This window comes from Methanolobus sp. (assembly GCF_016278385.1).
Classification (GTDB): Archaea; Halobacteriota; Methanosarcinia; order Methanosarcinales; family Methanosarcinaceae; genus Methanolobus.
Genome location: NZ_JADQBY010000040.1, coordinates 1 through 13,324, shown reverse-complemented (window position 1 = coordinate 13,324; position 13,324 = coordinate 1). Strand labels below are relative to the sequence as shown.

Here is a 13,324-nt window from a genome sequence, read left to right as displayed (position 1 = left end):
ATTTAAAGAGCATTTCTTCTGTCAACGACCTTCTTTGACTTACCCTCTGAACGTGGGATAGTACCCTTCTCGACAAGTTCCACATTGGTCCTTATATTAAGCACGCCCTTTAGCTCATTCTCAACATGTCTGCGTACAGCAGCAAGGTCTTTCAGTTCACCAGTGAATGCATTTTCCTCAAGTTCCACTTTTACCGTGATCTCATCAAGCATCTTTACATTCCTGTCAAGGATGACCTGGAAATGCTCTGTTACCTCCGGAATATTGACTATGACATCTTCAATCTGTGAAGGGAATACGTTTATACCCCTGACAATAAGCATATCATCGGCTCTTCCGAGAAGTCTTGATATACGGGGCGTTGTTCGACCACATGAACACTCACTTTCGAGCAATCTTGTGATGTCTCCGGTCCTGTATCTGATAATTGGCAGTGCTTCCTTTGTAAGTGATGTGAGTACAAGTTCTCCTTTCTCGCCTTCGGCAACCTGGTCACCATTCTCATCAAGTACTTCCACAAAGAAGTGGTCACTCCATACGTGAAGACCATCCTGCTCTTCACATTCAAAAGCAACTCCCGGACCCATGAGCTCCGAAAGACCATAGGAATCGTAAGCTTTAATGTTCAAGGAGTTCTCCAGTTGTTTTCTTGTGTTGGATGACCATGGTTCAGCGCCAAAACATCCAACCTTAAGAGAAAGCTTGTCCACGATGTCCATTTCCTTTGCGGTTTCTGCAAGATAAAGAGCATAAGAAGGAGTACAGTGTACTGCAGTAACACCGAAATCCATCATCATCTCAAGCTGTCTGCAGGTATTGCCTGTGCCGCTTGGAACTGTCATGGCACCCATGCGTTCCACACCGTAGTGAAAACCAAGACCACCTGTGAAAAGTCCGTAGTTCACAGCATTCTGGAAAACATCATTACTGTCAAGACCTACCATGGTAAGGTTTCTTGCCATAAGGTCAGACCATGTCTCAATATCATTTTTAGTGTAACCGACAACGGTAGGTTTTCCACTTGTACCTGATGAAGCGTGAATCCTCACAACATCCTTTTTTGGAACGGCAAAGAGTCCAAAGGGATAATTATCCCGAAGATCCGTTTTTTTTGTGGTAGGTAACTTGCTGATATCATCCAGCGATTTGATATCATCTGGACTTATTCCAAGTTCCCGGAAATTTTCCCTGTAGAAAGGAACATTATTATAGACTGCTGCAGCCGTCTTCTTTAAGCGTTTTAATTGTAATTCAGCAAGTTCGTCCTTTTTCATTGTTTCGTATTTTGGCTGCCAGTATCTCATAGGAACATCTCCGCAAAATATCCTCACATATGAGTACATCTTTAAATGATTTGCTATAATGGTCCATGATAACAGGACTCTTATAAAAAAAGCTTACCTGCAATTTATATTTGTACATATATATTCAATTGTGACTACATATATTTATATTTTAGACTGAATTTTTATAAATACATGTACACAAATAGATTTATCATGGCCATATATCCAAATTTAATGACATAACAGTTTAAACGGTGTACATTCAGTATGTTCATTAGAGAATAATGAGATATTCTAAAAAACGTAGCTTACTTGCAGGGACAATTATTTTAATTATGTTCCTGTGTACTATCCAAATAACAGTAGCAGGTGCCAATGATATTTCTACAGACATCAGTTCCAGCTACAAACTTATCCCCGAAGATGGAATTGTGGAAGTCTCCAAGGAAATCACATTCCATAATGACAACAGTAATACCAGCTACTGGAGAGGATACTATTCAAATTACAACTATTACTTGCCCAAAGGTGCAATGGACATCCAGGCTTATGACAGTAAAGATTCAATGGATTATTACATGGCACCAGAAGGATACTACGTATTTTATTTCAACAATAAAGTCTGGTACGAAGAGAGTTACACATTCTATGTGAGCTATAAACTTGAAATAAACAAGAACACAGCTGTCTTTTCCTTAAATGAATACGGAGATAACATTGAAGTTACACTCGAAGTACCATCTGATTTTGATACGTACTTAAGCAGGGACGATTACAAAGTAGAAGAAAAAATGTATTCAAGCATTTATAAATTCGAAAAAGGACAGAAATGGGATACAGCCTGTGTTGTAAATTCAGTAAGAGCCTCACCACGCCTGACGCTAAAAGATACAGCCCATTTAAGCGAAAAAGATGTGGATGTAGAAGTAATATACTGGGAAGGCGAAGAGGAATGGGCACAGGACACCATGCAGACAACCATCGAAAGTCTGAAATTACTTGAAAATAAATGGGGATTTGCATATCCTGCAAATTACAACATTACCATTACACAGGCAAACATAACCGAAACCGGCGGATATGGAGGATATAACGAAGGCAAGAATGGAATCTGGTTACTATATACATCCAACCACGGAATACTCATTCATGAGCTGGCACATTACTGGACACGTGCCTGCAACTTTGATCAGTTATGGATGGATGAAGGGTATGCTGATTTATATACCTATATGATATTGGCTGAAATAGAACCCGAAGAAGCAGAATCAAGGCGTGACAGATTCCTTAACAAATATGAAAATCTGAAAAATGAGTGTGATTATCCATTATCCGATTGGAGTACACCTGAAAGCCTTGATGATTCAACTGAAGAGCGAGTGGATTTTGGATACAAGAAAGCATTCTCTCTGACATACACATTATATAAGACAACAGGTATTGATACTTTACAAGACATGAACCAGCAATTCATAAGTTATGAAAACGGCATTGATAATTCAGAATATATTCAGATTGCCAGTTCTGCTTCAAGTCAGGATATTAGCTTTATTGAAAGCTATATATATGCCTGAAATCCAACATATCATTCTTTTTCAGCCACAATACAAAAACTACTTATAAATATATCAATAAAATATATTTGTCATGGATATATTTATAACTCTAAAAAACATAAAGGCAATTGGTTAGTGGGAATGTTCCTATATTTTAATGCATAATCTCACTCATAATATACCGCGGGGCAATAGGAAATGAGAACTCCTAAAAACACTGAATATGCCATCGAAAACATAGCAGACATAGTAGATAATATTCTTGATCAGGCACCCATCGAAGAAGTATTAAAAGTACTTGTAGATAAAATCCCATCTTTTTTTTCTGAACCTGAAAATGTAGCTGTCAGGGTAGAATGGATGGATAAAAGATGTGAATCATTTGCCTGTGGAAAAAATGATTTTATTCTTACCAGTGACATTGTTATTAAGGGAAAAAAAGAAGGCTTTATTGAGATTACTATCAAAAACAAAAATAAAGCAATTATAGAAGATATAGAGCTGATAAATGGTTATGAAAAACTTCTTCAGCTTATTTCCAGAATGATATCTGTTTTTTTTGAAAAAAGAAGAGAAGTTGTAGATTTAAAAGAACTGGAAAAGAAAACAAGAAATTATTGTGAAAAACTTGAAGACCACATATTTATTGTAGATTCAAAAGGCAATATAATAGATTTTAATAAAAAATTTGTGAATTGTCTAGGTCATACTATTGAGGAGCTACTGCAGATGAACATCAGTAGTATATTGTCCCAGTGTACAACTGATATAGATAAATCTTCTCTTTTAAGGAACGCAATCGAAACTGGATGTTCGAAATTTGAGGTTGAACATAATTGTGACGGGGAAATAATCCAACTGAGCATAACATGCAAACCACTTGAAGATTCTGAAGATACAGCATTTATCTGTGTAGCAAAAGATATCTCAGAGACGAAACAGACTGAATCTGAATTACATGAATCAGAGAAAAAGTATTCAACCATAGTGGAAAAAGGAAATGATGGTATCATCATAGTTCAGGAAGGAAAAATAAAGTTTACAAATTTAAAAATTCTCAATATTACCGGATACACACACAATGACCTCATCAATAAAGATTATCTGGAGTTAATTTCACAATATGATCACCATAAATGCCTTGATTGGTTCAGTAAGCGAAATGGCAATTCAGATGAGAACAGTATATTCAGCATAGATATGGTGACAAAAGAAAATAAAGATATCCCGGCAGAAATTAATGTGTCTGTGATTGATTATGCAGGTGAGAATGCTGAGCTTCTTATCGTGCGGGACATCAGCGAAAGAAAACGTAGTCAAGATCTGCTTCAGAAAGAGAGAGACAGGCTTGAGAATTATCTTGATGTTGTAGGTTCTATTATAGGAATAGTTAACAGTGATTCTGAAATAATTTTTGTCAATCAGATCGGGGCTGATGTCCTCGGATATCCTAAAGATGATATCATAGGCAAGAACTGGTTCGATGATTTCTTGCCTGAAAGTGTAAGAGAGATGACCAGACAGAATTTTTATAAAGTTATGGATGGCGAACTAACTCCACCACAGTATTTTGAGAACCTCTTGCTAACGAAAACAGGGGATGAGAGATTAATATTCTGGCATGATGTTCCACTTGAAGATGAAACTGGTAAACGGATTGGTATGATCAGTTCAGGTGAAGACATCACTGAGAACAGAAAAATAGAGGCCATGCTTATAGAGTCTGAAAAAAATCTGAAAGCAATATTTGACCATGTTGATGACCAGATATATATTTATAAACCATATGGAAAATTCATAGACGTAAACATGGCTGTAATTCATTCTACCGGTTATACTAAGGAAGAAATGCTTGAAATGACACCACATGATATGCTTAAACCGGAAGTAAAACCTTTGATGGACGGTTATACCAGACGGATTTTAAAAGAGAAAAATATCATGTTTGAACTATACCATGTTCACAAAGACGGAACTTTGTTACCACTAGAAATCAATTCAAAACTAATTGAATATAAAGGTGAACAGGCTATTATTTCAGTTGCCAGGGATATCACTGAAAGGAAGAAATCAGAGGAAAGACTAAAAAGATACGCTGGTGAACTTAGACAGTCGAATGAACTCAAAGACCTTTTTACAGACATTATCAGACATGACTTACTGACTCCTGCAAGTGTTATCAAAGGTTATACTGAAGAACTTCTTCTTGCTATAAAAGATGAACAAACACATAAATTGGCAGAAAAAGTAAGAGATAATAACGACAGGCTTATTGAACTACTTGAAACGGCTACTAAACTGGCAAAATTGCAGAGGGAAGATGAAATTACTTTTGAAAAGATAGATATTGTTCCTATCTTCAAAATGGTTATTGATAGTTTTAGAACACAGTTGGAATTGAAAGAACATGATATTATTATCAGTGGACATGAAACATGCCATTCTATAATTAATCCTGTTATTGAAGAGGTTTTTGTAAACCTCATTTCCAACGCTATAAAGTACAGTCCTGAAAAGAGCAATATAGAAATAGCTTTCACCGACGAGGGAAGCATGTGGAAGATAAGTGTTACAGATTATGGAATTGGCATTTCAGATAATGAAAAACCTCTGCTGTTCACTCGTTTCCACCGTGCCGATAAAAAAGGTATCAAAGGAACAGGACTTGGACTTGCCATAGTAAAAAGAATAGTAGAATTGCATGACGGAAAATTCGGCGTCGAGGACAATCCTAAAGGAAAAGGTAGTGTTTTCTGGGTAACTGTAAAGAAAGGATGAGTAGCAACCCACACTTTCATTATAAAATATCACTGTTTTGAACTTATTTTTACCTCATCTTTCTAGCTTATTCCAACCTGTTTTTTACCTATCATAAAATCAAAGCTTGAATTTAGAGGATTTCTACAGAGCCGCTTTTATTGAAATGATTTAAAAAAACAATATTTGCCAAGTAAGTAAAAAGAGAGTTATTCAATAAATTTAACAACTCGCTTTGTAATATCGTATTCAGTCTATTATATACTTAATCTGTCTACTACTGTGCCTTCCTCCAATGCATCAAGTATGTCATCAATATCATCTTCAGTTACCTCGCCATACCATACCTGCTGAGGATAAATCATTACTATCGGTCCTTTCTCACAAAGACCTACACATCCGGTTGCAGTAACCATCACTTCACCCTCCAGATCCCTGTCCATTACTGCTTCGGTAAACATCGTTACCAAATCATGTGAGTCCTTGTTCTTGCATGCGCTCTGTACTTTTCCGTTCAGTCTTGTGCTTGTGCAAATAAATATATGGTTTCTGGTTTTTGCATGATAAGCCTCCTCAAATTAATGTTTTGAGCCATGTTTTTAATGGCATACTAGCGGAAGGCATTTACTGATATAAATATATTTATAACTATGTATTGCAGGATATTTGCACAAAAATCATACATTCAGGTGTTGTTTTATTGACTAAGCCAGTACTTCCAGACAACTATGCTTTCCACATTCATTATATATTTAATTTATAATAATTAAGAATCAAAGAACAGCTTTATATAGCATTATCAGTATTATACACATGCTTTTAGAGGTTTAAACTAGTTTGATGAATTATAGGTTCAGATAGTATTTTTTTAATCGAATTTACTGTTTTTCCATATCTTTAGCCAAATGGTTGTATTTCTTTTTAAGCAAATTAATCAGGACGTGAAATATTTGTTTAACAACATGGATTCAAACGCTCCAGTAGAAGCTGGAAGTACTTATGATGTGACTATTGAAGATATCGCAAGAGAAGGCGACGGAATTGCAAGAGTCAGTGGATTTGTAGTCTTTGTCCCCGAAACAAAGGTCGGCGACGAAGTAACTATTAAAGTTACAAAAGTAATGAGTAAGTTCGCATTTGGCGAAGTTGCTTAATCTTAAAGTTACTACTAATTGAATATCTGATCGGAAGACCAAAATTATGGTTTTCCTTTTTTTTCTACAATGCCTATATAACTATTAGTTTTATTCTAGTGAGAACAATAAGGTCGATAAACTATTGGTTTTGTTTTTTTGATGCTTTAGACTATTTGCATTCTTTTAGACACGAATGGTATTTTTAGTATGAACACTCTCCTTCTGCATTTCTTAAAGCGTATATGCTACATCACTTAAAAAATGCTTAGTAGAGCTATTTTAGTAGTCTACTCATGTCTTCTTCTATGGTACTGCTAAGGGTAATATTGAACTTCTCCACCAGTACTTTGAGAACATTCGGTGAGACAAATGCAGGGAGCTTCGGGCCAAGTGTAATATTCTGTATTTCGAGCCTCAGGAGAGTAAGCAACACAAGAACTGCCTTTTGTTCGTACCATGCGATATTATACGAGATCGGTGCTTCGTTAACATCTGTAAATCCAAGTCTGGACATAAGTCCCTGTGCAATGACAATCAGTGAAAATGAATCATTGCACTGTCCTGCATCCAATACCCTTGGAATACCATCGATGTCCCCAAGATTAAGTTTGTTGTAGCGATATTTTGCACATCCTGCGGTGAGTATGACAGTATCCTTTGGCAGTGCTTCTGCAAAATCCGTATAATATTGCCTGTCCTTTTGACGTCCATCACAGCCTGCCATGACAATGAACTTCTTTATCCTGCCTGTTTTAACAGCATCAACTATCTTGTCTGCGTTAGATAGTACTGCATTGTAAGCAAACCCACCCATAATCGTACCTTCTTCCAGTTGTACCGGAGATTCACACGTCTTTGCCTGCTCGATGATGACTGAGAAGTCTTTCTTACCACCTTCAGCTACGATATGTGTGACACCGTCATAGCCTACGGAGCCGGTAGTGTATAACCTGTCAATGTAGCTCTCCCTTGGAGGAACTATGCAGTTGCTCGTCAGTAATATTGGTCCGTTGAAGCTCTCAAATTCCTGTTTCTGATGCCACCATGAACCACCATAGTTGCCTACCAGGTGTTCATACTTTTTAAATTCCGGATATGAGTTTGCAGGCAGCATCTCACCGTGAGTATAGATATCTATACCGGTTCCTTCTGTTTGATCGAGAAGCTGTTTCAAGTCCTTTAGATCATGACCACTTATGAGAATTCCAGGTTTGTCTCTTGTTCCGATATTGACCTGTGTAGGTTCAGGATTCCCAAATGCAGTGGTATTTGCCCGGTCAAGGTCTGCCATGACATCAAAACCCTTTTCACCACATTTCAGGACCAATGAAATAAGGCGCTCACCATTCAGACTATCGTCCGTGGTTGCCACGAGGCCTTCTTCTATAAATGAATTAACCTTTTTATTGGTATTTCCAAGCATCATAGCATGATGTGCATATGCTGCAATTCCTTTGATACCAAAAATCAACAGTTCTCTCAACGACCGGACATCTTCATCCTCTGTTGCGAGTATGCCGGTATTCCTGTCCTTGAGGTTTTCCAGGGTCAAAGTTGCAATCTCGGGCTGATCATCATTCCCAAGTAAATTGTTATCCAGAAGTTTCTGCCTGATCTCCTTCTGAAGCTTAAATCCTCTGTCAATGCGGTCCTGAATTCCGCTCTCTCTGAAATCGGTATTAGTTATAGTTGAGAACAGTGCATCGAGCATAAAATCATCAGTGCTCTCTTCTGAAAGACCTGCCTTTCTTGCTTTCTGGTTGTAGAATGCAATACTCTTAAGCACATAGATCAAATCGTCCTGAAGATCTGCGACCTCCCCTTTCTTACCGCACATACCATTCTTTGTGCAGCCCTCCCCATTCATCGTTTCCTCACACTGGTAGCAAAACATTTTATCACCTATCTTAGTATGCTGTGCAGGTATATCTATTTACGTTGCATGATTTTTGTATACAAATTCAGTACTTTGCTAATTTAATCCACTTGAGCTCATCAATGCCTTTCGATAGCTTTATAATCGGCGGAAACGCCGCCATATATCTCTTCTAGCATCTAATCCAAACGCCTGTGCTAAAGTCGAATTAAGATCTAAAGAATGCATTGATACTGTTCTATAATCCCTTGCGGACAATATCACCATTACTATAAATGGTTCACTTATCTGTAAAGACCTGTTCTATGCTGCCATTTAGATGGCACTAGATAATAGTTCGATTCATTCCATGTCAAAACACTATCAAAAGATTCCTTGTGAAACATCTACAAGACATCATCTCAATAAACTTGATCTTGAAGAACTTATCCACCTAAACGAAAATATCCTGCTCCAAGATCCTATTGCCACACTTAATCCAGAGAAAAAGTAATATGGAATGAAATGCAGAATCAGCTTGATGTTCTTGGTTTGAAGATTAAAAAAGGAATGATACAGGATGCAACTTTTATTCATTCACATCCAGGACATGCCAAAGCAGATGAACCCCGAGGAAAAGATGCGAAAACTAGAAGAAGCAAAGATGTAACCTGGACTAAGAAAAATGGAAAATCTCATTTTTGGTACAAACGTCGCACAATTATTGGTAAGGTTGTGAACTAATCAGAAGATTTGAGACAAAAACTGCATCACGTCACGATTTACAGGTTGATATGTCTGAAAAAGTGAAGTGGCGTATAGAGATAAAGGATATTTTGGAGCAATGGCAAAAGGTTTTGCAGCAACAATGCAACGAGCTGTAAGAGGACATCCTTTGGGAATAATGGATATCCTCAGAAATGAACGAATAAGTGTATAAAGAGTTCCTTGTGAAAGAGTGTATGCAGTGACAAAAGAAGTATTCAAAATCAGAAATGTTCCTGTTACGACTGTAGAAAGAGTGAATGCAAAAATGTTGATGACAGTCTTTTGTTTTAATTTGTATCAAATGGGGACACTAAAAGCCAAAGGAGTAATCTAGGATAGCGGAAGCTATCCTTAAAATCAGGATAAATGAAGAGAAATACACAAAATGATAAAAAACTAGTGGGGATAATTGAGTTTGAATACTTAAATGATCAAAAATGAGAGAATATCAAAATCCTCTTAAATAAATCAGTTTTGTGAAAGAGGTCTTTTTATCGAAATTCTTATATTATACTGGGTTCTCTAAGGGATGAAAAAACCGGAAGAATATCTCGAAAGAATGAGAGTTATCAAGAATAATGTGGGCCATAAAAGGAACAATAAAACTGCTGTGAATTAGTGTACTAAAATAGATGAGTTCTTATAATAATACGTTCATGCATTAATTAAAAAAGTTAACTATTCCAACATTTACGTTCGGATGAGGAATATTTTATGAAGATTATTAACCTAAAAACGATAAACGATAAGCTGGATGTGATTTTTGGAATCCTGGGCGTTATTCTTGGTCTTGTTATTCTTGTTGTATCTTATATGCTCAACATAAATCAACAAGGTATTGGTCTGGCTGTATTTTTTGCATGTTTTTTTTACTTGTTAGCTCGATCAAAAATCAAAAAAAATCCCGATACAATTGCACAGTTCATAGATAGTCTCAATCCTCAAAATAAAGTATTCTTAGATGTTCTTTTTTACAGTATTTTCTTAATTTCAATGGTTCTTTATTATCTGCAGTCATACAAAAGATCTATTCCTTACTTCATACTGATAGTAATTCTAGTAGCATTAATTGCCATTGAAATCATGTATTCAAGGGATGCTGAAAATGTCTATTCAACACTGCTAAAAATCATACTCGTATCTTTTAATATAAGGGTGGGGATTTACTATGCATTTCCAAGTCTGATAGGATATGATGCTTATACTCATGGTGGTATAAGCAATTTTATTGTATCCACGGGTTTTGTACCATCCGTTGATATAATTGGAAAATACGCCTCTTATCCGATATTTCATCTTTTTATGTCCTTAACTCAGATAATCTGCCAGGTAACCCTTAAAAATGCTATTTTCTTTTCAATTGGCTTCGCAAGTATTTTTATGGTTACTTTTTTCGTGTATCTTATTGGTAAAAATCTTATGGGACCAAAGGTTGGTCTTTTTAGTGCCTTACTAATAAATGTGCATAATTACAATATAATAACAGGAATTGCAAATATTACTCCTGGGTCTTTGGTTCTCTGTTATTTACTACTTTGTTTATACTTTATTTTTGGAAAGAACCAGAATGTTGAAACTAAAATTATATTAGTAGCAATTACATTCGTGATGGTAATTACTCATCAATTGACTACATTTGTTTCATTCGTGATGTTCATGTTTTTACTAATTGGCATATACATTTCTAATGTTCTAAATTCCGTGAAATGGAATGGTTTTTTGGGCATGAACATGAACTATATTATACTTTTTGCCGTTTCATTACAGGCATACTGGATGTATACCTATGTCAATTCAGGTGTGTCATTTTTTGAGATGATTCTAGTTCCACTTTTACATGTATTGCAATCCGGTAGTGAGTATGGAAGTGATGTATTACTTACCGGGTATGAGTATCAACGAGGATTAGTTGATACTATCCTAATTCAATCATGCTATCTGATTATGCCTTTTTTAGTGATTAGTGGAGTTTTATCATGGATCTCTTCAAGAGATTATAAAAAGTTTTCATTTGCTTTTGCAATTAGTGGATTGTATGCGATCATATATGTTGTTCCTGTACTTGGAATGAGAAATCTATTAACTACCAGGTGGATTCCATTACTTTCTATTTTGTTGGTTATTGTAGTATCTGCATATGTTTTCGATTTTGCAAATACTATTAAATCGAACAAAGGCAAAATAATGACAGTACTTGTGGTAGTATCTGTTTTTACATCGTTTATGCTAATCACACCGGCAATAGACAAAGATGTTCCTGTAATCGAAAAAGAAAGGACAACTAGAAATCAGTTTAAATATTCTGAAATGAATGCTGCAAATACAATTACCAATTCATACTCTGGAGACATAAGGTTAGATTCACTTTTTGTCACTTGTGTCCGATCTTATGGAAATGGTTCAGATGACGCTCTTTATCCCTTTTCGTTAGAATATATTGAATCAAATTCAACAGAAATAGATGATAACTCATTGGTTGTTTTTAGACAATCAACATTAAAAGAACCTATTAGTGTTACATATGGAAAACTTTTCGGACTGAGCATGAGTATGATACTACCAGAGAATTTCTTTGCAAAGTTTAAATCAAATGATTATGATTTGGTCTATAATAATGGTGATATTGTAAGTTACATCAATAAACGGGATGACAAATAAAAAGTTTCCATTTATGTTTTTACATATGGTGATTTCTACAAATCGGGGAAATATCAAAGTAAAGGCTTTGTAGAATTTCATATGTATTCACAATATGGCGGTTTATTGGTTTTCATTTTTTTATCCATGCAATAAGAAACTGGAAATATTTACTAAACACCAACCAAATTACACGAAGATTAGGGCCCTAAATCAACGTTTAAATGAAGGATGTATATACACTATTTTTATAAAGTGATTGTAGGAGTTCCCATCCCCTAAAAGTACACCATTCATGCGATTAATTGTGTAAATTGGAATCAGTATGCTTTAATTGAAATATAGGATTTCTACAGACCGTGTCTTACATTAATTATAATAAATTTAGAATAAAAATGTGTAAAAAGTTAAAAGGAAAATTATTTTATATAATAAATTCTTGAATGTTATATGGGATTTGCATATAATGGGTTTTGCTGATTATGATAATAAAACGAGCTTTGTATATTTTTGGTAATTTTGTTTTTTTGCTTGTATTCTACATAACTGTTGGTGGTGCATCTGTTGTATATGTTGCTGATGACGGAAGTGGTGATTACAACTGTGATGGAATCGACGACCAGGTACAAATCAACCAGGCGCTTGATTACGTTGAGTCCATTGGTGGTGGAACAATCTATATGAAGTCAGGTCTTTTTGTTATTAGTGGTCCTCTTAATGTAGGTTCTAACACAATCCTCACAGGTGATTCTGATACTGTGCTTAAATTAGATGACCATGTGCGTTTCGCTAATAATGTTCCTATGATTCTGGCAGAAGGCGCTGAAAATATCAAAATTCATGGTTTTGAAATAGATGGTAACTATGAAAATAATGATGAGTGGATACTTGGAGTACCTATGTATTATATGTTGATTTTCATGGAGGATGTCGATAACATCGAAGTCTATGACATGTATATGCATGACAATGCATACGATCTAATGCACTTTAACAGATGTTCTAATGTGTCTGTCCATGACAATATAGCGAGGGACCAAGGACATGAATTCGTCTGGGTCTTTTACTGTGATGGTGTAAACATCTACAATAACGATATATCTATTCAGGTAAACACAGGAATTCGCGCTGAAGCATCAAAAAATATGAAAATTTACAACAATAAGATATATGCTACAGTTAATAGTGGATACACGGGTATTTACGTTCAATCATATGATAAAAACAGTCCCGTGACTTCTGTTGAAATATATAACAATATAATATACAATACTATGTATGCTGGAATTTATGCATGTGCTTATGATTATGGTGATGAACACGGGACCA

The 13,324-nt window shown here is 35.7% G+C and carries 8 protein-coding genes and 2 pseudogenes; 7 read left to right on the top strand and 3 right to left on the bottom strand.

Annotation, left to right across the window (positions count from 1 at the left end):
• Positions 1–2: 2 nt before the first annotated feature.
• Complete coding sequence (locus tag QZZ23_RS13330) at positions 3–1,304, bottom strand: phenylacetate--CoA ligase family protein (protein ID WP_292471015.1); 1,302 nt, start codon at positions 1,302–1,304, stop codon at positions 3–5.
• Positions 1,305–1,621: 317 nt separating this feature from the next.
• Here QZZ23_RS13330 and QZZ23_RS13325 point away from each other — a divergent pair, with 317 nt between their 5' ends.
• Both QZZ23_RS13325 and QZZ23_RS13320 read left to right on the top strand, forming a co-directional pair.
• Positions 1,622–2,860 carry a M1 family aminopeptidase gene (locus tag QZZ23_RS13325; protein ID WP_292471013.1) on the top strand — a complete coding sequence of 413 codons (1,239 nt, stop codon included), beginning with the start codon at positions 1,622–1,624 and terminating at the stop codon, positions 2,858–2,860.
• Positions 2,861–3,040: 180 nt separating this feature from the next.
• Entirely contained in the window at positions 3,041–5,620 is a 2,580-nt protein-coding gene (locus tag QZZ23_RS13320) for a PAS domain S-box protein (protein WP_292471011.1), read from the top strand.
• Between the two features lie 236 nt (positions 5,621–5,856).
• Here QZZ23_RS13320 and QZZ23_RS13315 read toward each other — a convergent pair.
• Positions 5,857–6,144 (bottom strand): annotated as a pseudogene (locus QZZ23_RS13315) ((2Fe-2S) ferredoxin domain-containing protein); the annotation flags it as partial.
• Between the two features lie 417 nt (positions 6,145–6,561).
• On the opposite strand from QZZ23_RS13315, the gene QZZ23_RS13310 reads away from it, so the two are divergent.
• A complete protein-coding gene (locus QZZ23_RS13310) occupies positions 6,562–6,753 on the top strand; it encodes a TRAM domain-containing protein (RefSeq protein ID WP_292471008.1) in 192 nt (63 codons plus the stop codon).
• Between the two features lie 256 nt (positions 6,754–7,009).
• Here QZZ23_RS13310 and hcp read toward each other — a convergent pair whose 3' ends face one another.
• Positions 7,010–8,629, bottom strand: coding sequence for a hydroxylamine reductase (gene hcp / locus QZZ23_RS13305; RefSeq protein WP_292471005.1), 1,620 nt, complete (start codon positions 8,627–8,629; stop codon positions 7,010–7,012).
• A 301-nt stretch (positions 8,630–8,930) separates the two neighbouring features.
• Between hcp and QZZ23_RS13300 the strand changes: the two genes are divergently transcribed.
• The 4 genes and pseudogenes from QZZ23_RS13300 to QZZ23_RS13285 form a co-directional block, all read left to right on the top strand.
• Entirely contained in the window at positions 8,931–9,104 is a 174-nt protein-coding gene (locus QZZ23_RS13300; RefSeq protein WP_292471002.1) for a hypothetical protein, read from the top strand.
• A pseudogene (locus QZZ23_RS13295) lies at positions 9,092–9,692 on the top strand (transposase); the annotation flags it as partial. The gene QZZ23_RS13300 and the pseudogene QZZ23_RS13295, both read left to right, overlap by 13 nt.
• 380 nt (positions 9,693–10,072) lie before the next feature.
• Entirely contained in the window at positions 10,073–12,016 is a 1,944-nt protein-coding gene (locus QZZ23_RS13290; protein ID WP_292470999.1) for a hypothetical protein, read from the top strand.
• A gap of 461 nt (positions 12,017–12,477) precedes the next feature.
• The coding region (locus tag QZZ23_RS13285) for a right-handed parallel beta-helix repeat-containing protein (RefSeq protein WP_292470997.1) at positions 12,478–13,324 on the top strand (847 nt) is incomplete at its 3' end.